The organism is Streptosporangium sp. NPDC006007, from assembly GCF_040614315.1.
GTDB lineage: Bacteria > Actinomycetota > Actinomycetes > Streptosporangiales > Streptosporangiaceae > Streptosporangium.
The window spans coordinates 32,252-54,050 of record NZ_JBEXUG010000040.1; the positions used below are offsets into that span (position 1 = coordinate 32,252).

The window sequence follows — 21,799 nt, forward strand, 5'->3', positions numbered from 1 at the left end:
CTGGGGCATATGGTCGCAATCCTCCAAGACCTTCCTAATTCCCCCGAATATCGCTCAAAGCTCCGCTACGCATGGCGTGTCTGCTCGGTCACCAGCCTCGGCATCGTGCTGATCGGCATCTCGGGAAGCACGCTGAACGTGGCACTTCCCGAGGTGGTAAGGCACTTCCACGCCGACGCGTTCGCCTCCGGATGGATCCTGCTGGCGTACCTGCTCGTCAGCACCGCGACCCTGGTCCTCTTCGGCCGCGTGGCCGACCTGCTCGGGCGCAGAGAGGTCTACCTCGCGGGGTTCGCCCTCTTCACCGCCGCCTCGCTGCTGGCCGGACTCTCGCCCACCGTCTGGTTCCTGATCGCGATGCGGGCGGTGCAGGCGGTCGGGGCCGCGATGATCCTGGCCAACGGGACCGTGATCATCACCGACGCCTTCCCACCCGACCGGCTCAGTCAGGGCATGGGCGTCTACATCGGAGCCTTCTCGGTCGCCCAGCTGGCGGGGCCGACGCTGGGCGGCCTCGTCGCCCAGGCCGCGGGCTGGCAGTGGATCTTCTGGGTGAACGTGCCCGCCGGGCTGATCGCCCTCGTATGGGGGGCGATCATCCTCGGCAGGCTTCCCCCCAAACCGCGCGAACCGATGGACGTGCTCGGCAACCTGCTGGTGTTCGCCGTGCTGTCGGCCACCCTCGTCGCGCTGTCCGAGGCGGGGTCCCGGGGTCTGTCCAGCCCCGTGGTGATCATCGGAGCCGGGGTCGCGGCGATCCTGACCCCGATCCTGGTCACGGTGGAGCGCAGGGCGTCCCACCCGGTGCTCGACGTGCGGCTGTTCGGCCGGCGCCTGCTGGCCTTCGCCAACCTCGCCTCGTTCTGCAACGCCCTGGCCCGCGCGGCGCTGATCCTGCTCGCCGCCCTCTACTTCCAGACGGTCCAGGGCGTCGACGCCCTCACCGCCTCCCTGGGCGTGCTGCCCATCCCGGTCGGCATGGCCGTGGCATCGCCGGTCGCCGGCGCCCTCGGCCACAGGATCTCCCCCCGCGCCCTGTCGGTCGGGGGGTCGCTGCTGAGCGCGGCGGGGCTGGGCGTCCTGCTCCTGACCGCCGATCCGGCCACGCCGTACTGGGTCGTGGGGGTGGGACTGCTGCTGTGCGGCTGCGGCAACGGCAGCTTCCTGACCGGGAACACCACCCAGGTCATGGCCGCCCTGCCCGCCGGGAGCCTCGGCGTGGTGAACGGCTTCCGGCTCATGATCATGAATGTCGGGATGGTGCTCAGCGTCGCCCTCTCCCTGAGCGTCCTCACCGGCTCGGTCAGCGCCGAACTGCGCGGCCAGGTCTACTCCGGCACGCTGTCGAGCGCGTCACCGGCGGCCGTGGAGCAGCTCATGGACGGCTTCAGGAGAACGTACGCCGCGCTGTTCGCCGTCGCCCTCGCGGGCGCGCTGGCCTCCGCCCTGGCCCGGCCAAGGCGGGCACGGGCCGGCGGCGGGCATGATGGAGGGCGTGCCACCTCACAGACCTGACGCCGCCAAGGTACGCGCCGCGCTGGACGCCCAGCTGACCACTCTGGACGAGCCGCCCTACGACGGGCCCGGAGGAACCGCCGAACTGCTGGGGGCGTGCGTCACCGTGGTGCTGCGGGCCTACGAACGGAAGGTCCGGCCGGAGCGGGAGATCACCCGCTTCGCCGTACGGCACCTGCTCGACCTGCTGGCGACCGCGGCCCCCGGGCGGACCGTCGAGGTGCGGGTCCCGCCGTACGCGGCGGTGCAGTGCGTGGCGGGCCCCCGGCATACCCGGGGAACCCCGCCGAACGTGGTGGAGACCGACGCGCCGACCTGGCTGGCGCTGGCCACCGGACGGCTGGCGTGGGCCGAGGCGATGTCCGAGGGCAGGATCTCGGCGAGCGGCGGCCGGGCCGACCTGTCGGAGTACCTACCGGTCCGGTAGGAGCCGGACCGTGTCCGCCGGTCCGGCGGTCCGGCGGTCCGGCGGTCCGGCGGTCCGGCGGTCCGGCGGTCCGGCGGGAGCCACGGGGAGCGCTGGAACCGTCCAAAACCTACGGCGTGTTCTGGAGTTGGACACCGAATCGCTCCTCTATACAGCGCTGCTGGAGTTCCGGCGGCAGGTTGGCGCAGTCGCCCACCTTGCTGTAAAGCCAGCTCAGCAACACCACGGCGATGATCAGGGTCAGCACGCTCAGCGCGATGCCCACCCAGGCGCGGCCGCGGTTGGAGTTCCTGACCACGGCGACGATGCCGAGCACCAGGCCGCCGATGGCCGTCAGCACGCCCAGGCCGCACACCACCAGCAGGAAGACGCTGATGATGCCGAGCACCAGGGCCGCGGTGCCGAGCCCTCCACCCGCCTTCGGCGCGCCCCACCCCGCCCCGGGCGGCGCCGGGTACGGCGGGGCCCCAGGGTAGCCCGGACCTCCTGGATATCCGGGCCCGCCCGGTGAGAGCGGCGCCTGGTAGGGCGGCCCCTGGGGAGGCTGGTACGGCTGCCCCTGCGGGGACGGCCCCCGCCCCTCCGAAGGACTCGGCCACCCCTCGGGAGGTCCCTGCTGAGCCGGGCGGCCCGGCCCCCCGTAGGGACTCGCGCCGGGGATGCCCCCGGCGGGCGAGGCGGCTCCGGCGTCCTCCGCGGGCCGCGCGGGTTCACCGGGCCTCTCGGACGGCCCGGCATGGCCACCGGGCTCACCGGGCTCACCGGGCCGATGTGAGGCGGCCGGGAAGCCCTGGGGCGGCGTCGGCGGATCGTAGCGCGAGTGCCTGGCGGCGCTCGACGGCGTCTCCGGACCGTCAGGACGGTCGGTGGGCGACGCCTCCGGGGCGCTCTCCCAGCCCGGGTAGGCGGGCGGGGGCGCACCCGGCACCGGGCCGTACCCCCTCGTGGTCTCGGAGTCCGCCTGGACCGGCGGGGGCACCTCCGGGGCCGTCGGCACGTCCGGATGCCGGGGCAGTGACGGCTCACCGGGCGTGGAGATCGGCGGCCACTCCGGATTCTCCTCCGGGGCGGGCTCCTCCGGCTCCGGAGGCCCGGGAGCCGGTTCCGCGCCCGTCCCCTCCTCTTCAGGCCGCCTGTCCCGCCGACGGCGCGGATCAGGCTGATTCGGGTCCTCAGGTGTTGTCACGTCCGCTCTCCCGACGTATAGACATGCCGGATACCTCACACTCCCCCGGCTCTTTCCCATGAAACAGGCTGACACGGTAAAACGGCGACGATTGTTCGGTAACAGTGACGGGCGGGACGGACACCGCCCCGAGGTGCGAGCAGCGAAGGGCCCGACCTAGACTGAAGCATGTGCTGAAGGGCGACGGCCATCTGAGCCATGACCTTGACCCCCACGACCGAGCTCCGAAGGACGCATGTGGCGTCTTCGGAGTCTGGGCGCCTGGGGAGGAAGTCTCCAAACTCACCTACTACGGGCTGTACGCGCTACAGCACCGCGGCCAGGAGTCCGCGGGCATCGCGGTCAGCGAGGGCAGCAGAATCCTCGTCTACAAGGACATGGGACTCGTGGCCCAGGTCTTCGACGAGTCGGTGCTGGGCACCCTCCGCGGTCACCTGGCGATCGGTCACTGCCGCTATTCGACCACCGGGTCGAGCGTCTGGGAGAACGCCCAGCCGACGCTGAGCTCGACCGAGGTCGGCGGGCTCGCGCTCGCCCACAACGGGAACCTGATCAACACCGCCGAGCTCTCCAGGCGGCTGGCTCCGGGATCGACCAGGGCGACCACCGACACCGAGGTGCTGACGTCGCTGCTGGCCCAGGACCGCAGCCGGCCCATCGACGACGCGGCCGCCGCGCTCCTTCCCCAGGTCAAGGGCGCCTACTCGCTCGTCTTCATGGACGAGAAGACGCTCTACGCGGCCCGTGACCCGCAGGGCATCCGCCCGCTGGTCCTGGGCCGTCTGGAGCGTGGCTGGGCGGTGGCCTCGGAGACCGCCGCACTGGACATCGTGGGTGCCACGTTCGTCCGGGAGATCGAGCCCGGCGAGCTGATCACCATCGACCAGCGCGGCGTGCGCTCCCGCAGGTTCGCCCTGGCCGAGCCGAAGGGCTGCCTGTTCGAGTACGTCTACCTGGCCCGTCCCGACACCACCATCGCCGGACGTGGCGTACAGACCACCCGGGTCGAGGTGGGCCGGGTGCTGGCCCGTGAGCACCCGGTCGAGGCCGATCTGGTCATCCCGACGCCCGAGTCGGGCACCCCCGCCGCCGTCGGCTACGCCGAGGAGAGCGGGATCCCGTACGGCCAGGGCCTGGTCAAGAACTCCTATGTCGGCCGGACCTTCATCCAGCCGTCCCAGACGATCCGCCAGCTCGGCATCCGGCTCAAGCTCAACCCGCTGAAGGAGGTCGTCGCCGGCAAACGCCTGGTCGTCGTGGACGACTCCATCGTGCGCGGCAACACTCAGCGGGCGATCGTCAAGATGCTCCGGGAGGCGGGGGCGCGGGAGGTCCACGTCCGGATCTCCTCTCCGCCGGTCTCCTGGCCGTGCTTCTACGGCATCGACTTCGCCACCCGGGCGGAGCTGATCGCCGGTTCGCTCAGCGTGGAGGAGATCCGGGCCTCCCTCGGCGCCGACTCCCTGGGATACATCTCGCTGGAGGGCCTGACGGAGGCCACCACGATCCCCGCCGAACGGCTCTGCCGGGCCTGCTTCGACGGGGTTTACCCCATCCCCGTCGACCAGGACAACGTGGGCAAGTACGTCCTGGAGGCGAAGCTTTGAGCCGGCCGGGCACGACGGCCGTCCGGCCAGTGAGGGAGATCTCATGACGAGCTACGCCGCCGCCGGTGTGGACATCGACGCGGGTGAGCGCGCCGTCGAGCTGATGAAGGCGAAGGTCGCCCGCGCGCGCCGGCCCGAGGTGGTGGACGACGCCAGCGGCTTCGCCGGTCTGTTCGACGCCTCGGCCCTGCTGAGCTATCGGCGGCCGTTGCTGACCACCTCGACCGACGGCGTCGGCACCAAGGTCATGCTGGCGCGGGCCCTCGGCAGGCACGACACGATCGGCATCGACCTGGTCGGCATGGTCGTGGACGACCTGGTGGTCTGCGGCGCCGAGCCGCTCTTCATGACCGACTACATCGCCTGCGGGAAGGTCGTCCCCGAGCGGATCGCCGAGATCGTGGGCGGCGTCGCCGAGGGCTGCCGGCTGGCCGGCTGCGCCCTCGTCGGGGGCGAGACGGCCGAGCACCCCGGGGCGATGGACGCCGGCGAGTACGACCTCGCGGGTGCCGCCACGGGCGTGGTGGAGGCCGACGAGATGCTCGGCCGTGACCGGGTCCGCGAGGGTGACGTGGTGCTGGGGATGGCCTCCTCGGGCGTGCACTCCAACGGCTACTCACTGGTCCGGCACATCATCGAGCTGGCCGGGCTCTCGCTGGAGACCGAGCTCGACGAGCTGGGCCGCACCCTGGGCGAGGAACTGCTGGAGCCGACCAGGATCTACTCCCTGGACTGCCTGGAGCTGGCCCGCGCGACGGAGGTTCACGCCTACGCGCACATCACCGGTGGCGGGCTGGAGGGCAACCTGTCCCGCTCGCTGCCGCCGACGCTGGACGCGCTGCTGGACCGCGCCTCCTGGACCCCACCGGCCGTCTTCGAGGTGCTCGCCGGGCACGGGAAGGTGGCGCAGGCCGACATGGACCGCACCTTCAACCTGGGCGTGGGCATGGCGGCCGTCGTCGCGGCCGAGGCCGTCGATCCGGCGCTGGCCCTGCTCAAGGCCCGCGGCCTGCCGGCCTGGGTGCTCGGCGAGGTCGTCGAGGGCACCGGCCGGGCCCGCTACCGCCGGCCCGTCTAGCCCATCGGTCTCCCGCCTTCCCGGCGCCGGCCGGGAAGGCGGTCCCGACCGGACACGGACACGGGCCGGACGCGGAACCGATCGGACGCGGACACGCCGAAAAGCGCTCTGAGTCATCGGAGCGCTGTCAGGAACCGCGGCGCGGAGAAAACACCCGGTGGCTCTCCCGCCACCGGGTGTTCCGCTCGCATTCGATATGAAGTCGCCTAACGGCGGCCGGACGTCCCGTCGTCGCGGTCGCCTCCGGAGCCGAAGTCATCGGCGTAATCGGCGTACCGATCAGCCAGTTCATCGTAGGAGTCGTTGGCGTCGTCATTGTGGTTGGAGTCGTCTCTGACTCCGAGCTCGTCGCGAAGACGCTCAAGATCAGTGCCACCGCTGTTGTACTTCAGCTGGCGAGCAACCTTGACCTGCTTGGCCTTTGCTCGGCCGCGCCCCATTGGCTCGACCCCCTCGTGTGGGGTCGTGCCCGACCCCTCGTCGCTAACGCACCACGCACTGACGCCACCTGACTTGAGGCGTCAGCTCTCGTTCGACTACAACCGTACCTGTTTTACGCCCGGCTCGGTACGCCGTATGGGCGTGAGGGGCTAGTGGCCCAGCCAGATGCCCCTAATTCGCCCGACTTCCGACATTCTGCGCTCGGCAAGCCTATCGGCTGCGACAGCCGGCGGAACGCCATCCTCCGCCGCAGCGGCAAAGATCTTGAGAGTCGTGTCGTAGATCTGGGTGGCCTTTGCCTTCGCCCGATCCATGTCGAACCCCTGGATCTCGTCGGCGACCTGGATGACGCCTCCGGAGTTGACCACGTAGTCGGGCGCGTAGAGCACGCCCCGGTCGGCGAGCTCCTTCTCCACCCCCGGGTGCGCCAGCTGGTTGTTGGCCCCGCCACAGACGATCCCGGCGCGCAGCCGGGCGACCGTGTCGTCGTCCAGCGCCCCGCCGAGCGCGCACGGCGCGTAGACGTCGAGATCGGCCCCGGTGAGCTCCAGCTGGTCGGCGACGACCGCCACCTCCGGGTGGCGCCGCAGGACCCGCTCGACGGCCCGCTCGCTGACGTCGCAGACCACCACCTCCGCCCCGTCCGCGACGAGGTGGTCCACCAGGCGGTGACCCACCTTGCCCACACCCTCGACGCCGACCCGCCTGCCCCGCAGCGTGGGCGCGCCGTAGACGTGCTCGGCGGCGGCCCGCATGCCCTGGAACACGCCGTAGGCGGTCAGGATCGAGGAGTCGCCCGCCCCGCCGTGGGCCGGCGTGCGACCGGTCACGTAGGAGCTCTCGCGGGCCACGACGTCCATGTCCTCGCTGTAGGTGCCGACGTCGCACGCGGTGTAGTAGCGGCCCCCCAGGGACTGCACGAACCGGCCGTAGACCCGCAGCAGCGCCTCGCTCTTGTCGGTCGCCGGATCGCCGATGATGACGGCCTTGCCGCCACCGAGGTCGAGTCCGGCCAGGGCGTTCTTGTAGGCCATCGCCCGCGAGAGGTTGAGCACGTCGGCCAGCGCGGCCTGCTCGCTCGGGTAGGGATAGAACCTGGTGCCGCCGAGGCTCGGGCCGAGGGCGGTGTTGTAGATCGCGATGATCGCGTGAAGGCCGCTGTGCTCGTCGGAGCAGAAGACGACCTGCTCGTGCCTGGCCTGGCCGCTTACTGGGCTCTTGTCCTTGTGGGACAGCCCGAAGACGTCGGTCACGGTGGTGACTCCCGGTCGTTCCGGTCCGCCGCCCCGTGGCGGCGGAGATCACCCTCAGCGTAACCACAACTTCCAGGAGAACCATGAGAGAAACCCCCGGTTCTCACCAGACGAGACATGACATGCGCCACCACATCCCACTCGGGGCCGATACCGGACAACAGCCGGTGCTTCGTGACACGATGCGGTCGTGTTGCCCTATGCCGCGTATCTCCGCGTCTACGAACCGCTGACCGCGTTCACCCCGCCGGAACGCTCCTCCTGGGCCGCCTACGCGGAGGCGACCGACCGCCCCCGCCGCGCCCGCGCGCTCCACGCGGAGCACGGTGAGGCCGTACGCCGCCTGCTGGGGGTGTCGCCCACCCCCGCGCCCGCCCAGGAGAGCCCCAACGCCTATCTCAGGCGCGTTGAGGACGTTCTCTATGTCTGCCCATGGCAGAGCAGGCTCAGGTCCTGGCTGGCCTTCTCACGCCTCCGCGGGGCGACCCCCGCGAGGCTGATGGAACGGTTCGTGCCGACCTCCGTCGCCGAGCGGACGGCCGACGACTTCGACCGGTTCAAACGACGCGCGGGCTCGGCGGCCCTGCGCACCCACATCCGGACCTCGACATGGCACGTTCCCACGGCGTGGTTCGTGCCCTTCGACGGCAACGAACGCTGGCTGGTCCTCGACCGTGAACCGGGGCCGGGGGGCGCGACGACCACCCGCAACCTGATCTACATCACGTCCATGGCCCACGCCAGGCGGCGCGGCGCCCGCGCCCTGCAGATCATCCGCAGGCAGGTGGGCGAGGCCGCGATGACCGCGGAGGTCGAGGAGGTGGCCCGCTGGCTGGAGGAGTTCCATCCGCACTCGCTGGTGGAGCTCGACTACGGCGGCATCGTCCATCTCATGGAGGACGAGCAGCTCCAGGCCGACCAGTCCGTGGCGGAGATCGCGGCGGCGCTGACAGGTCTGGAGAGCGGCGAGGAAGAGTTGGCCTTCGCCATGTACCGGCGGGTGATTCTCCGCTGGAGATCAATACAACTTCTCGAATCAGCAAACTGAGTCGCAAATCATCCCTCTGACCTGCATAAGTAGGTTGGTCGATGACCGGCGACACGTCTACGAACTGAGTAGTTTGCCGTTTTCACTGCGATACCACGAAACGTGTCGCTAGAATCACCGAGCGTGACAACAACAGGTGCACAAGAGAGATGAGCCACTCAAAGGCTCGCCAATCGCTCTACGTGGCTGTATGGTCACATCGGGTGATGCCGCATATGGTCCGAACAGCCGCACGCAAGGGGCCATAGGGGGACATCCGTGACAAGCGTCAAGTCGCAGGATCGCTGTCGCCGGTCCACATGGAGGAGAGGCCGCACAAATGTCAGCTCGTACACCCGAGGCAGAGCCGCTGCTCACCCCGGCGGAGGTCGCAACCATGTTCCGGGTCGATCCCAAGACCGTTACACGGTGGGCGAAAGCGGGCAAGTTGACGTCCATCCGCACTCTGGGGGGACACCGCCGCTACCGGGAGACCGAGGTTCGCGCGCTGCTCGCGGGGATTCCGCAGCAGCGCTCCGAGTAAGACGGGGCCGTCACGGACTTTAGGGGGGACCAAGTGGGCGCTCACCCCGTGAGCGCGTAAGGCCACACGGGTTCTGTGGGGAGCGGCGCCGCCCGCCCGGCGCCGCCCCACATCGTTCCTTACGGCCCGCGCCGGTCTTCCCGACGAGGTACGACTCCCCCCGGACGGCTTACGGCGCGTGCTCGCGGAGCAGGCCCCTCAGCAACCGGTCGACCTGCGGGTCGTGGCCCGCGCCCACCCTGAGCAGCGCCACCATGTGCTCAACCAGCATGCGCTCAAGCGCCGGCCGCTCGACGTCCCGGTGCTCCAGCCAGTCGAGGCCGGCCGTCTCCACGGAGGCGATCCACGCACGCAGCGTGACACGCAGCACCGGCCCCGGCTCGTCGACCCGCATCTGCCGCGTGATGAGGTGGAACAGGCGGTTCCGTACACCGTCGACGATCTCGCCGATCTCCCCGCTGTGGTTGGCCGGTCCTCCACTCAGCAAGGCCGCGAAACCGGCCGCGTGCTGCTCGACGAAGTCGAAGTAGCGTGTCAGCCCCTCGGCGAGCTCCTCCAGCGGGCGATCGTCCCGCCTCGGCCGGAGCCTCGCCTCCAGGTCGGCCGCCGCGCTCCTCAGCGCGGCCACGTACAGCTCCTGCTTGCCGCCGAAGTAGTGGTAGACCAGGGCCCGCGACGCCCCGGCCGCCGAGGCCACGTCGTCGATGGACACGTTCCCCGCGTCCCGCCTGCCGAACAGTTCCAGGGCCGCCGCCATGAGCTCCTCGCGGCGCCGGTCCACGGTCAGTCTGCGCCGCGCGGGGCGCGCGCTCCCCGCCGGGGGCTTCCCTCGCCCAGTCGTTCCGGATGTCGAACCCACACCGCGCACACTACTCGGAGCCGCCGCCCTTCACCGGCCGGGTCAAGATCGGAGTTCCCTTCGAAGAAAGCCGTACCCCATTCGGAACTCGATCGTTTTGAGTGACAGGTGCCCATCCACCATCCCGGGGGAGAGCCATGTCAGGACCACCGGTCAACACCACCACCACCGTCACCCGAGCCCGTGAGCTCGCCGACCCCGTCCTTCCGGACAACGTCGGGCCACGCCCGCGGCCCACGATCCGCAACGTGGCCGAGCGTGCCGGTGTCTCCAAATCACTGGTATCGCTCGTGCTGCGCGGATCGCCGCACGTCAGCGAGCATCGCAGGCAAGCCGTACTCCAGGCGGCCAGAGAACTCGGCTACCGGCCCAACGCGGTCGCGCGCAGCCTGGTCGAAGGCCGCACCCACCTGGTCGGGGCGCTCGTCGCCGACCTGCACAACCCCTTCTACGCCGAATGCCTGGACGGCCTGCAGGAGAGCCTGCACGGCGACGGGCTCCGGCTGCTCATCGGCAACAGTCAGTGGGACCCCGCGTTCGAGGACGAGGCAGTCGAGGCGTTCCTGGAACTGCGGGTGGACGGTCTCGTGCTGCTCGGCATCGCGCCGAGCAGTGAGACGCTCATCGAGGCCACCGGCTACACGCCGACGGTCGTGGTGGGCGAACGCGACCTCGAACTGGGCGGCGTGGACATCGTCGTGGACGACGACCAACTCGGCGCCCGCCTGGCCGTGGACCACCTGGTGGGACTCGGCCACCGCCGAATCGCCCACATCGAGGGCGCCGGCTCCTCCTCGGGCCGGTTCCGGTGCGAGGGCTACCTGGTCGCGATGCGCAGGCACGCGCTGGCGCCGTACATCATGGTCGAGCAGGGCGAATGCACCGAGGAGGGAGGCGCAGAGGCCGCCCGGAGCCTGCTGACCCGTGACCCCCGGCCTACCGCGATCTTCGCCGCGAACGACGCGGTGGCGATAGGCGTTCTCTCCACGGCGGCCGAACTGGGCCTGCGGGTGCCGGACGATCTCTCGGTGATCGGTTACGACAACACCCATCTCGCGGGAACCCAGAGGATCTCGCTGACCACCGTGGACCAGCCCCGCCGGGCCATGGGCCGTTCGGCGGCGGCGCTGCTCAGCGACCGGATAGGCGACCCCGGCAAGTCCTCGCGGCTGCGCCAGGTCACACCCCAGCTGGTCGTACGGCGCAGCACGGGCCCCGCGCGGCCGTAGAACGCCTGCCTGGAGCGTTACACCACGCCCAGGCAGGCTTTAAGACCTCGTCAAAAACGGGTCAACCTCCGACGTGGTGATCACGCGCCGGTGTTGACTCCGGTGGTGACGAGGGGGGTAACAATGCGTGATCCAGAACTGGTGTCATGCGCCCAGCGCGCGGCCGCCGAGCTTGAGCGGGCGTGGGCGCACTGGCGTGCCGCCCGTGGACGGAACGGAGACGCCGGCGCCGAGTCCGTGGCCAGCTATGTGGCCCATTCCATCGACCATCCGTGGGGACGCCCGCGTGTGGTCCTGGGACTGGACGCCGAGGACGCCAGGGAACTCGCCTCTCTCCTGCAGAAACAGGAAATAGGAGAGCACGTCTGGTGATAACGGCTGAGTCACGACGTCGAGCCCCATAGGTTGGGTGGTTGACGATTCCTTCGAGAGGGATGAGCGTGACCAGCAAAACACTCGCGGCGGCCCTTGTCCTGTGCGGCCTGAGCGCCACCGCCTGCGGTGGCGTCGCCGCCGGGGCGGGCCCCGCGCGGACCGGCGGGGCCGCCTCTCCGGCGGCCCCGCCGGTCCGTACGGCGCCGGCGGCGTCTCCAGTGACCTCGGGGTCCCCGGCGACCCCCGCGGCCGGAGGCAGCGCCACGACCTTGCCGCTCAGCGGCAAGGTCGTGGTCGTGGACCCGGGCCACAACGGGCAGAACCACCGCCACCCATCGAAGATCAACAAGCGGGTCAACGTCCTGACCCAGTGGAAGTCCTGCGACACCACCGGCACGGTCACCCCGAGCGGCTACAGCGAGGCGGCCTTCGCCTGGGACGTCTCCCAGCGCCTGGTCAAGATCCTCAAGAGCAGGGGCGCGACGGTGAGGCTCACCCGGCCCGACAACGCCGGGGTGGGTCCGTGCATCACCGAGCGGGCGGCGATCGGCAACAGGGCGAAGGCGGACGCGGCGATCTCGATCCACGCCGACGGATCGGGCACCGCCGACCACGGTTTCCACATCATCATGCCGAAGAAGATCAACGGACCGGTGGATCCGGTGGTGGGCGCGTCCAGGAAACTCGGTCTCGCCGTCCGGAACGCCTACCGGGCCGGCACCGGGGAGCCGTACTCCACCTACATCGGCAGCAAGGCCATGAACTTCCGCAGCGACCTCGGCGGTCTGAACCTCTCCACGGTTCCCAAGATCTTCATCGAGTGCGGCAACATGAAGAACCCGGGCGACGCGGCCAGGTTCCAGGACGCGGCGTTCCGTCAGAAGGCCGCGTCCGCTCTGGCCGAGGGGCTGCAGAACTACCTCGAATAGTCACGGCTCCGGAGCGGCCGGTGACGACGGCGGGCGGCCGGGGCGCCGGACGGGGGTCAGTCGATCACCGTGTAGCCGGCCTCCTTGATGGCGGCACGGATGGCCGCGTCATCGGAGAGGTCGGCCGAGACCGTCACCCGGCCGCTCTCCAGGTCGACCTCGACCCCGGTGACACCGGGGACCGCGCCGACCTCCTCGGTGACCGAGCTCACACAGTGGCCGCAGGTCATTCCGGTGACGGTGTACGTGCTCACGCTCATCGCGCCTCCAAGGTCGAAAGTTACCCACCCAGGGTATTGCCTCGGCCCGCGGTACGGCCGACGATCTCCCGTAGATCGGTGACGCCGTGCCGGCGCATCCGGCGGACGAGGTCGCGGTGGACACGGTGGGCCCACAGGGGACCTTCGTAGATCATGGCGGTGTACCCCTGAACCAGGGTGGCCCCGGCGAGCAGCCGCTCCCAGACGTCGTCCACGTCCTCGACACCGCCGGCCGAGACGAGCGTCAGGCGGTCGCCCACCCGGGCGCGCAGCCTGCGCAGCACCTCCAGCGAGCGGGCCTTCAGCGGGCGCCCCGACAGCCCACCGGTCTCGGTGCTGGTCACGGCCGCGCGGCTGATCGTGGTGTTGGTGGCGATGATGCCGTCGAGGCCGAGTTCGACGGCGAGGTCGGCGACCGCGTCCACGTCCTCGTCCGCCAGGTCAGGAGCGATCTTGACCAGCAGCGGGGTGCGCCGGGGCGTCCCGTCGGCGACCTCCTTGACCGCCGCCAGCAACGGGCGCAGGAGGTCCACCGCCTGCAGGTCGCGCAGCCCCGGGGTGTTCGGCGAGCTCACGTTGACCACCAGGTAGTCGGCCAGGGCGGCCAGTTCCCTGGCGCTGGTCACGTAGTCGTGAACGGCCTCGGCCTCGGGGACGACCTTGGTCTTGCCGATGTTGACGCCGACGATCGCCGGGACCCCGCGGGGCCTGCGCAGCGTCCGGGCCGCGGCGCCGGCGCCCGCGTTGTTGAAGCCCATCCGGTTGATGATCGCCCGATCCCCCGCCAGCCGGAACAGCCGGGGCCTGGCGTTACCCGGCTGGGCGTGCGCGGTGATCGTGCCCACCTCGACGTGGCCGAAGCCGAGCGCGGACATGGCCTCCACGCAGCCGGCGTCCTTGTCGAAGCCCGCCGCCAGGCCGAACGGACCGGGAAAGTGGACGCCGAACGCCCGCACGCGCAGGACGGGGTCGCGGGGGGCGAGCCGGCGGTGGACGAGCCGCTTGACCACGGGCGTCACCGAGAGAAGGCGGAGCGCGCCGACCGTCAGACGGTGCACGTCCTCCGGGTCGAAGCGGCTGAGGACCTGCGTGAACACGAATCGATACATCACCGATCAGGGTAGTCCCCCGGTGCGGTACGGCTCGCGCCGGCCGTACCCCTTGAAGGAGGGGAGGCCGGGGGACGGGGGACGGGGAGCGTGCGGGTCGCGCGCGACGGCGTCCGCGCCGTGAGCCGGACCAGGCGATTCCCGGCGCCGCCCGGCGGCCCGACGTCGCGTCTCGCCGTCAATAGATCGTTAAGCGTTCGGCAAACCGGGGTAGGCATGGTGAGAATATGAACAATTCGTCACGTTCGGCCATCATCCGGCGGCGTCGCGCCCTGGTACATGTCGTGCTCCGCGACATGGCTGAGACCGGCGACACCGCGATACCACCCTGGTGGGACTCCGACATCCAACGGGAGTTCGACGGCCTGAGCGGGTTCCTGGCCGAGTTGAGCCGCCAGTGGTGGACGGCCTACGCCGCGCACCTGGACGCGCTGATCGAACTCGGCCTGGACGACCCGGCGCAGGCGTGGACCGACATCGCCGAGCGGATGCCGCAGCTGCGAGCCGTGCTCGACGTCTACATCGACGAGTCGGCACTCGCCGAGGCGGAGCGGCGCCACTGCGACGTACTGCGCTGGACCACCCGACGCGAGCCCCGCCGCGCCGCCTGAGACCCGGCACCGCCCCGGGCTTCTGCCCGTTCCGGCATGCATATCCCCCTGTCATCGGGTATCGATGGACGATGGTCAGGTCCATCAATCACCGGAGCCCCCAGAGTTCGGACGGCCGCCTGGGTGTGCGGCTCACGCTCTCGACGGTGGCCGTCGCGCTGTTCTCCGTGCCGTTCGTCCTGCTGCTGGTGCTGGTCATGTCGTCCTTCGCACCGCTGAACGACCTCGACGAGAGCGTGGCCAGGCACCTTCACGCGGACGCCCTGGCCCATCCCGGCTACGCGCGCCTGCTCGGCATCGGCACCGAGGTGTTCGGGCCGACCACGTGGCGCGTCCTGGTGGTGCTGGCGGCGGTCTGGGCCTGGTATCGAGGGGCGAGACGCCTGGCGGTCTGGGCGGTCGTCACGATCACCGTCAGCGGCCTGCTGAACCTCGCTGTCAAGGAGGTCGTCAACCGGGCACGGCCGGTCCTGCCCGACCCGGTGTCGTGGGCTCCGGGCTCCTCCTTCCCCTCCGGGCACGCGATGGCGGTGGCGACGGGGACGGGCATTCTGGTGCTCATGCTGCTGCCCTCCCTCAGGAGGACGGCCGCCAGGATCGCGGCCTGGGCCGTCGCGGCGGTCCTCATCGTCTTCGTCGCCTACACGCGGGTGGCGCTGGGCGTCCACTGGCTCAGCGACGTGATCGCCGGGGTCGCCCTGGGCGTCGTCGTGGTCGCGGGGATCACCGCGGGGTTCGAGACGTGGCGCAGGGAGGAGGGGCGCAGGCCGGCCGAGCCGTACCTGGAGGGCGTCGAGCCCGAGGCGTTCCGGGGGAAAAAATCAGGGTAGTTCGCGCGCCATGTCGAAAATGTCGGTCGATTTCACCGCCGTGGTACGCCGCATCCTCCTACCGCTGGCCGCCCTGGCCGTCGTGACGGTCGGCGTCGGGCTCCTGATCACCAAAGTCCTGCAGACGACGACCCTGGTGGCCGGCGACCGGGGGGTCAACGAGCGGCTGAGTCACGGCCGCACGGCCCTCCTGAACTCCATAACCGACAGAATGACCGGTCTGTCGGACATGCCGACGATCATTATCGCCACCGCGGTGCTCGTCGTCCTTTTCCGGCTGATCTTCAAGCGCTGGAACGAGTCGGCCTTCCTCCTGCTGGCCGTGTTCTCCCAGTCGGCCGTCTTCCTGCTGGCGACCGTCTTCGCCCAGCGCAGGCGGCCGGCGGTCCAGCACCTCGACCCCGCTCCCCCCACCTCCAGCTTTCCCTCCGGGCACACCAGCGCCGCGGTCGGCTTCTACTGCGCCGTCGCCCTGGTGCTGACCCTCCACACCCACCGCTACAAGATCCTCAACGTGCTGTGGTGGCTGGTCGGCCTGGCGATCCCGCTGGGGATCGCCTACTCCCGCATGTATCGCGGCATGCACCACCTGAGCGATGTGAGCTGGGGGCTGCTGCTCGGAGCCGTCTGCGTCGCGGTGGCCGCCAACGCGCTGCTGCTGCGACCCGTGCTGACCGAGCGGGCGCGAGAGGGGGAACGGGAGGAGCGGGCCGTGACGGCATGACGGCGCGTCCTCCCGGCGCCGTACCCAGGATGGCGAATCCCGACAAAGACCGTCAGTTCATGCCATCAATCAAGTGATATACCACCTTTTCCTGCTTTTTCCGGTTCGCTCGCCGGGGAAATGCAGGAGGATGAGCGGCAAAGGACCTCATGCAGCAAAGATCACTATCCGCACCGACCAGCCCGTTCATAAAGTGCCCGCCCGTGGAACCGCAATAGACGCCAGAGTCCTGCGCCATATGAGATGGTTCACGGGAACAGTCCACAGATGTCACTGATTGCAGATCTGCGGCTACCGTATGTTACGAAGTACGATAGAAGCGCCGATTGGGAGACCAGGTGTTCCCGGTCGGTGCACCACAGCAGCAGCCGGCCGGACCCAGCAACGTTCGACGGCTACCCTCAGGAAGGAAGCCGGTCCATGGATCGCCAGCCCGTTGTCTGCCATACCTGCACAGGTGTGCTTCTCACCACCGACTCCCGCGACTACACGCCGCAGCGGGGACGACTGATCGTCGCGAACGGATACTGCGCCTGCCCGTCCGCGCCCGCGCCGGCCGTCCAGGGCGTCCTCCCGCACCGGCAGCCGCAGAATCGCCAGCAGCACACCGGCGAGACGGCGATGGTGGGCGCCTGAGCATCTGAGCACGTCCGGCGCCGGGCGCCGGACGGGCATCGAGAGCGCCTCGCACGCCGGGTAAACCGCCACGCCGTACGGCCTGGCGGGCAACCCGGCAGCGTCGCACGGACCGCCGGGCGCCGGTTCGGCGCCCCCCTCGGCCTGTCGGCCCCATATCCCACCACATGTCCGAAACACATGTCCGGGCTCGACGTCCGGGCTGCGCGCGCGGGCTCAGGGGCCGGAGTCAGCCGGAGAGACTCCAGGACGCGATCACGGCCAGACCGCTCGTTCCAATCAGCCCGACAAGTACGACAATGGCGACAATCCGCTGCTTCATTCTCCGGAGCCTAGCCATGCCCCGCCGATGCGCCCGCCCAACCGGCGTCCCTTCCCCGCGCGGGAGGGCGACGGGACCACCCCGGGGTCGCGGATTGATCACGTTCTGTCCTCTCCCCGCGCGGGAGGGCGACGGACCCGGCGATGTCCGGGCCCGATCCGCCCGACGCGGAGCGCCGGAGGTAGACATGATCTAGGCTCATCAGCGAAAACCAGCGAGGGCCGTGGGCGGGAACAGGCCGTCCCGCCGGGGACGGGGGGCACGTGGTCACGGAAGACGTCGAGCAGCCGACCAGGAGCCGCAAGAAGAAGGGCTCGTTCTGGCGGGAACTCCCCGGCATGATCCTGGTCGCCCTCCTGCTGGCACTCCTGATCAAGAGCTTCGTGGTCCAGGCGTTCTACATCCCGTCGGAGTCGATGGAGAACACGCTCCTGACGAACGACCGGGTGCTGGTCAACAAGCTCGTCTACCGCGTCCGCGACATCGAGCGCGGGGACGTGGTGGTCTTCTCCGGGGTGGACTCCTGGAAGAGCGAGGTCGCCCTTGAGGAGCCGTCCAACCCGATCGCGGCGTCCTTCCGCTGGGTCGGCACCCTCTTCGGCGTCGTGCCGGGTGAGAAGGACTACATCAAACGGGTCATCGGCGTGCCCGGCGACACGGTGAAGTGCTGCGACGCCAAGAAACGCGTCACGGTCAACGGCGTCCCGCTCGCCGAGGAGAGCTATCTCCATCCGGGTGACAAGCCGTCCGACAGGCCGTTCGAGATCAAGGTGCCGCCGGGGCGGCTCTGGGTGATGGGCGACCACCGGTCGGTGTCGTACGACTCCCGGTTGCACCAGGGCGACCCGGGCGGCGGCGCGATCCCCCAGGAACAGGTGCTCGGCCGCGCCTTCGTGATCGTGTGGCCGTTCTCCCGCGCCACCACGCTCCCCATTCCCGACACCTTCTCACAGCCCGCCCTGCGGGCCGCTGGGGCCGTCGGCTCCGCGGCCCCGCTCCTGCTCGGGTTCGCGGGCGCGGTGCCCCTGACGCGCTGGCGCCGCCGCCACCTGTCGAGGCGCCGTAGCCGGTCGTAACGTCCTTGGCCGGCCGGACCAGAGGAGGTCCTCCGGCGCGTGGCGCTCATCACATCCGCGGGAATGGGCAAGGATGAGGTGAGGGCGCGACGGGGAGGGGACCGCGATGCGAGCGCACGACAACAGACGGCCGGTGGTCGCCGGATACGACGGTTCGAAGGCGAGCGAGCGGGCTCTCCGGTGGGGCGTCGACGAGGCCCGCCTGCGCTTCGTCCCCCTGATCGTCTGCCACGCCTGGCAGTGGCCCTACCCCATGCCCGCGATCTCCGCCGAGAGCATGGAGGCCGTACGGCACATGGGCCGGCATGTGCTCGACACCGGGGTGAGCCTGGCACGCGCGCTGGCCCCCCGGCTGGAGGTGCGCTCCCGTCTGGAGACGGGGTCGGCGTCGGTCGTCCTGATGGGCGAGTCGAGCGCCGCCGAGCTGGTCGTGGTCGGGCAGCGTGGCGCGGGCGGGTTCGAGGAGTTGCAGATCGGCTCGACCGCCTTCCAGCTGGCCTCGCACACCCACTCCCCCGTGGTCGTCGTCAAGCAGCACTTCCGCCCGCGCACCGGCCTCGTGGTGGTCGGTGTGGACGGCGCGAACCCGGAACGGCCGGAGCTCGGGCTGGCGTTCGAGGAGGCACAGCTGCGGCAGGCGTCGTTGCGGGCGATCTGCATGTGCCCGGAGGACACGGCGGACAGCCGGGAGATATCAGCCCGCTTCTACCGGACCATCGCGGTGTGGGAGGAGAAGCACCCCCAGGTGACCGTGGAGACCGTGGTCCAGCTGGGATCCCACATGGCCACGCTCCAGCGGGTGGCCGACGGCGCGGACGTGACGGTGATCGGTGACCGCACGCCGGAGGACCCGGTGGAGCTGCCGCTCGGGCTGGTCTGCCAGGCGCTGCTGCGCGGGGCCCCCGGCACGGTCGTCGTGGTCCCGTCCCGCGCACCGGGCCCGTCCTCGCGGTGAGCCCCTCAGGCGCCGCGCGACCGGTCGCGGCGGCTCCGGCCGCCGGTGGATGCGCGGGGCACGCCGTCAGAGCGGTTCCCCCGTGGGCATCCGCCATGTTCTCGTGCCGTGCCGGCCGCGTTCGACCCTGATGATGTGGATGACCGCGTTGATAAGGGCGAGGTGGGTGAACGCCTGGGGGAAGTTGCCCATGTGACGCCCGCTGAGAGGGTCGATCTCCTCGGCGTAGAGGCCGAGCGGGCTGGCGAAGGAGAGCACCTTCTCACAGAGCCTGCGGGCCCTGGCGTGCTCCCCGATCTCGGTCAGCGCCGAGACGAGCCAGAACGAGCAGATCGTGAAGGTCCCCTCGTCCCCCGTCAGGCCGTCGTCGGTCTCCTTCGGCAGGTAGCGCAGGACCAAATCGTCCACGGTCAGCTCGTCGGCGATGGCCAGGACGGTGTTACGGACCCTGGGGTCGCCGGGCGGCAGGAAACGGACCAGCGGGATGAGCAGGAGCGAGGCGTCGAGGGCGTCGGTGTCGTAGTGCTGTTTGAAGATCCCCCGCTCGCTGACGCCGTTGGCGCACACGTCGGCGTGGATCTCGTCGGCGACCCCCTGCCAGCGCGCGGCCAGGTCCATGTCCTGGCGGAGCCTGGCGAGCCGCGCCCCCCGATCCGTCGCCACCCAGCACATGACCTTCGACGAGGTGAAGTGCTTGGGTTCGCCGCGCACCTCCCAGATGCCTCGGTCGGGCTCCCGCCAGTACTTGATGGCGCACTCGACCTGGCGCTTCAGGACGGGCCAGATCCGCTCGTCCAGGCGGTCGCGGGAACGGGTGTGGATGTAGAAGGAGTCGAGGACCGCTCCCCAGACGTCGTTCTGGCGGTGGTTGTAGGCGGCGTTGCCGACCCGGACCGGCCTGGCCCCCTCGTATCCGTCGAGATGTTCCAGGATGCGCTCGTCCAGCTCACGCTCACCGTCCACACCGTACATGACCTGGAGATCCTCGTCCCGCTCCGCGACGTCGGCGATGAACCAGAAGAAGTCGTCGGCCTCCCAGTCGAAGCCGAGGGTGTACAGGCCCCAGAGGGCGAAGGTGGAGTCACGGATCCAGCTGTAGCGGTAGTCCCAGTTCCGGTCCCCGCCCGGCACCTCGGGCAGGGAGGTGGTCGCCGCCGCGATCAGCGCGCCACTCGGCGCGAAGATCAGGCCCTTGAGGGTGAGGGCGCTGCGCTCAAGGAAGCTCCGCCAGGGATGGTCGGGGAAGTCGCCCCTGGCGAGCCAGTGCTGCCAGTGGTGGGCGGTCCACACAAGCCGGTCGTACGCGTCCTCGAAGGAGTAGGGCGGTTCGTGATCGGTCCAGGAGAGCGCGCAGAACCGGGTGTCCCCCTCCCTCAGCAGGGTGCGCGCCGTCGCCCGCGACCCTTCGAACCCCAGCCGCATGTCGGTGGTGAGCCTGAGCTCCAGCCCCTCCCCTTCGGCTCGGGCGATGCCCTGGTGGTAGCCCCGGTCGCTGTAGGACCACTGGGCCGGTCTGCGGCCGTAGCCGAACGCGGGCTCGCAGTCCAGCGTGATCTGTACCTCCCCGCTGACGCAGCGCACCGTACGGAGCAGCACATGGCTGGCGTCGTAGTCGGTCGGCGCCCTGCGGTGGGTGTGGGAGAGCTCCTCGTGATGGTGCCAAGGACCCATGATCAGCAGGTCGCGCACGACGATCCAGCCGGTCGGGGTGCCCCAACTCGTCTCCAGCACCATGGTGCCCGGCAGGTAGCGGCGCGCGGCGGGCACCCTGATGTCGGCGGGGCCGAGCCGGAACCCTCCCGCGTCCCGGTCCAGGATGGCGGCGAACACGCTGGGCGAGTCCATCCGGGGCAGGCAGAGCCACTCGACGTTTCCGCTCGGCGCCACCAGCGCGGTGACCTCGCAGTCGGACAGGAAGGCGTAGTCCGCGATGGGCGGGAAAGGAGAGCAGTCGCAGAACACGCCTGCCGAAGGATCCATCGTCATCCGATGACCTGCCTTCCCCGGGAACCTCGTTCAGGCGGCCGTGCCGAACATCGGAACCGCTCCGGCGCGCCTCGGGCACCCGCCGCGCGCACGGGCGGCGCCACGCGCCCTCGGAGGCGTGGACACCGGTGTGCGGCGGGCTCGCGGGCCTCCTCACCCCGGCGACCCGCCGTGACCTGCGGCGACGACCGTCACACCATCACTCTAAGCACGGAGCGCCGGCGAGGGAAGGCACGCCCCCCTCGGTGCCCCGGCGCCGGAGGCGGAGGCCGGGGCGGGGCCTCTCCGGCCGTGGCCCGGACCCGCTCACCGGCCGGGTGGGAGGACCGGTCAGGAGGCGGGTTCGACCATCCCCTGGAAGTCGGACGGAAGCTGCGCCATGACATGGTCGAAGGCCTCGGCGGAGACCGTCTCGCGCAGCGTCGTCAGGACGGCCCGGACCCCGTCGACGGCCTCCTTGGTGGTCAGCCCGGTGCGCCTGCCGACCCGCATCACGAAATCGTGGAGCCCGAACTGCCGGCTCCGATCCCGGGCGGGAAGGGACTTTCTCAGGAACTCCGGCAGGTGCGTGGCGAGATGACGGACCTCTCCCGCGCTCAGCCGGTCCCCCAGCGTCTCCAGCGTCGCCCGGAGGAGGTCGGCGGCCGCCTCCCGTGACAGGTTGGCGCGCTCCGCCACCGTCTGAACGAACTCCTTGTACTCCACATCGATCCCCCCTTGACCGGCTAGTGCGGTGACCGGGAACGTTCACCGGGTCGCTGCTCGCGGTGGCCAGGCCTGAGCGGGTTGGATGTGAGTCGGCAGATCCAGCTCAGCGCGG

Annotated in this window: 23 protein-coding genes; 15 read left to right on the forward strand and 8 right to left on the reverse strand. The window is 70.3% G+C overall.

Translation table 11 applies throughout. The features are described from left to right. Positions 1–9: 9 nt before the first annotated feature. Positions 10–1,515, forward strand: coding sequence for an MFS transporter (locus ABZ194_RS24835; RefSeq protein WP_355599407.1), 1,506 nt, complete (start codon positions 10–12; stop codon positions 1,513–1,515). Next, complete coding sequence (locus ABZ194_RS24840) at positions 1,496–1,942, forward strand: sterol carrier family protein (RefSeq protein ID WP_355599408.1); 447 nt, start codon at positions 1,496–1,498, stop codon at positions 1,940–1,942. Before ABZ194_RS24835 ends, ABZ194_RS24840 begins: the two co-directional genes overlap by 20 nt. A gap of 109 nt (positions 1,943–2,051) precedes the next feature. Here ABZ194_RS24840 and ABZ194_RS24845 read toward each other — a convergent pair whose 3' ends face one another. After that, positions 2,052–3,128, reverse strand: coding sequence for a hypothetical protein (locus ABZ194_RS24845; protein WP_355599409.1), 1,077 nt, complete (start codon positions 3,126–3,128; stop codon positions 2,052–2,054). Between the two features lie 170 nt (positions 3,129–3,298). On the opposite strand from ABZ194_RS24845, the gene purF reads away from it, so the two are divergent. Both purF and purM read left to right on the forward strand, forming a co-directional pair. After that, positions 3,299–4,735 carry an amidophosphoribosyltransferase gene (gene purF, locus ABZ194_RS24850; protein WP_355599410.1) on the forward strand — a complete coding sequence of 479 codons (1,437 nt, stop codon included), beginning with the start codon at positions 3,299–3,301 and terminating at the stop codon, positions 4,733–4,735. Between the two features lie 43 nt (positions 4,736–4,778). Then, on the forward strand, positions 4,779–5,813 hold the full coding sequence (purM, locus tag ABZ194_RS24855; RefSeq protein ID WP_355599411.1) for a phosphoribosylformylglycinamidine cyclo-ligase: 1,035 nt from the start codon (positions 4,779–4,781) through the stop codon (positions 5,811–5,813). Positions 5,814–6,019: 206 nt separating this feature from the next. Here the strand turns inward: purM and ABZ194_RS24860 are convergent, their stop codons facing one another. Continuing rightward, positions 6,020–6,253: a DUF3073 domain-containing protein gene (locus tag ABZ194_RS24860; protein WP_355599412.1), complete on the reverse strand. Its 234-nt coding sequence runs from the start codon at positions 6,251–6,253 to the stop codon at positions 6,020–6,022. Between the two features lie 150 nt (positions 6,254–6,403). After that, positions 6,404–7,507, reverse strand: a complete 1,104-nt coding sequence (locus tag ABZ194_RS24865; protein ID WP_355599413.1) for a Glu/Leu/Phe/Val dehydrogenase dimerization domain-containing protein — start codon at positions 7,505–7,507, stop codon at positions 6,404–6,406. A 190-nt stretch (positions 7,508–7,697) separates the two neighbouring features. On the opposite strand from ABZ194_RS24865, the gene ABZ194_RS24870 reads away from it, so the two are divergent. After that, complete coding sequence (locus ABZ194_RS24870; protein WP_355599414.1) at positions 7,698–8,555, forward strand: hypothetical protein; 858 nt, start codon at positions 7,698–7,700, stop codon at positions 8,553–8,555. A gap of 319 nt (positions 8,556–8,874) precedes the next feature. Further along, a complete protein-coding gene (gene bldC, locus ABZ194_RS24875) occupies positions 8,875–9,078 on the forward strand; it encodes a developmental transcriptional regulator BldC (RefSeq protein WP_013133571.1) in 204 nt (67 codons plus the stop codon). 169 nt (positions 9,079–9,247) lie between these two features. On the opposite strand, the gene ABZ194_RS24880 is transcribed toward bldC, so the two are convergent. After that, on the reverse strand, positions 9,248–9,859 hold the full coding sequence (locus ABZ194_RS24880) for a TetR/AcrR family transcriptional regulator (protein WP_355599415.1): 612 nt from the start codon (positions 9,857–9,859) through the stop codon (positions 9,248–9,250). Positions 9,860–10,074: 215 nt separating this feature from the next. On the opposite strand from ABZ194_RS24880, the gene ABZ194_RS24885 reads away from it, so the two are divergent. The 3 genes from ABZ194_RS24885 (at position 10,075) to ABZ194_RS24895 (ending at position 12,470) form a co-directional block, all read left to right on the forward strand. Beyond that, positions 10,075–11,166, forward strand: coding sequence for a LacI family DNA-binding transcriptional regulator (locus ABZ194_RS24885; RefSeq protein ID WP_355599416.1), 1,092 nt, complete (start codon positions 10,075–10,077; stop codon positions 11,164–11,166). Between the two features lie 123 nt (positions 11,167–11,289). Next, entirely contained in the window at positions 11,290–11,538 is a 249-nt protein-coding gene (locus ABZ194_RS24890; RefSeq protein WP_355599417.1) for a hypothetical protein, read from the forward strand. 68 nt (positions 11,539–11,606) lie between these two features. Then, positions 11,607–12,470 (forward strand): N-acetylmuramoyl-L-alanine amidase, encoded by an 864-nt coding sequence (locus ABZ194_RS24895; RefSeq protein ID WP_355599418.1) that lies wholly within the window; start codon positions 11,607–11,609, stop codon positions 12,468–12,470. A gap of 56 nt (positions 12,471–12,526) precedes the next feature. Here the strand turns inward: ABZ194_RS24895 and ABZ194_RS24900 are convergent, their stop codons facing one another. Beyond that, on the reverse strand, positions 12,527–12,730 hold the full coding sequence (locus tag ABZ194_RS24900) for a cation transporter (RefSeq protein ID WP_355599419.1): 204 nt from the start codon (positions 12,728–12,730) through the stop codon (positions 12,527–12,529). A 20-nt stretch (positions 12,731–12,750) separates the two neighbouring features. Further along, positions 12,751–13,839 (reverse strand): quinone-dependent dihydroorotate dehydrogenase, encoded by a 1,089-nt coding sequence (locus ABZ194_RS24905; protein WP_355599420.1) that lies wholly within the window; start codon positions 13,837–13,839, stop codon positions 12,751–12,753. A 227-nt stretch (positions 13,840–14,066) separates the two neighbouring features. Between ABZ194_RS24905 and ABZ194_RS24910 the strand changes: the two genes are divergently transcribed. From ABZ194_RS24910 to ABZ194_RS24935, 6 genes are all read left to right on the forward strand, one after another. After that, complete coding sequence (locus tag ABZ194_RS24910; protein ID WP_355599421.1) at positions 14,067–14,450, forward strand: hypothetical protein; 384 nt, start codon at positions 14,067–14,069, stop codon at positions 14,448–14,450. A gap of 71 nt (positions 14,451–14,521) precedes the next feature. Continuing rightward, positions 14,522–15,280: a phosphatase PAP2 family protein gene (locus ABZ194_RS24915; RefSeq protein ID WP_355599422.1), complete on the forward strand. Its 759-nt coding sequence runs from the start codon at positions 14,522–14,524 to the stop codon at positions 15,278–15,280. Between the two features lie 19 nt (positions 15,281–15,299). After that, positions 15,300–16,004, forward strand: coding sequence for a phosphatase PAP2 family protein (locus tag ABZ194_RS24920; RefSeq protein ID WP_355599423.1), 705 nt, complete (start codon positions 15,300–15,302; stop codon positions 16,002–16,004). 420 nt (positions 16,005–16,424) lie between these two features. Next, complete coding sequence (locus ABZ194_RS24925) at positions 16,425–16,640, forward strand: hypothetical protein (RefSeq protein WP_355599424.1); 216 nt, start codon at positions 16,425–16,427, stop codon at positions 16,638–16,640. 585 nt (positions 16,641–17,225) lie between these two features. Then, on the forward strand, positions 17,226–18,038 hold the full coding sequence (gene lepB, locus ABZ194_RS24930; RefSeq protein WP_355599425.1) for a signal peptidase I: 813 nt from the start codon (positions 17,226–17,228) through the stop codon (positions 18,036–18,038). A 106-nt stretch (positions 18,039–18,144) separates the two neighbouring features. Continuing rightward, a complete protein-coding gene (locus ABZ194_RS24935; RefSeq protein WP_355599426.1) occupies positions 18,145–18,993 on the forward strand; it encodes a universal stress protein in 849 nt (282 codons plus the stop codon). Between the two features lie 66 nt (positions 18,994–19,059). Here the strand turns inward: ABZ194_RS24935 and ABZ194_RS24940 are convergent, their stop codons facing one another. Further along, the gene (locus ABZ194_RS24940; protein ID WP_355599427.1) at positions 19,060–20,973 is read right to left on the reverse strand and encodes a glycoside hydrolase family 15 protein; all 1,914 of its coding nucleotides are present in this window, start codon (positions 20,971–20,973) and stop codon (positions 19,060–19,062) included. 336 nt (positions 20,974–21,309) lie between these two features. Further along, the gene (locus tag ABZ194_RS24945) at positions 21,310–21,684 is read right to left on the reverse strand and encodes a DUF2267 domain-containing protein (protein ID WP_355599428.1); all 375 of its coding nucleotides are present in this window, start codon (positions 21,682–21,684) and stop codon (positions 21,310–21,312) included. Between the last annotated feature and the right edge of the window lie 115 nt (positions 21,685–21,799).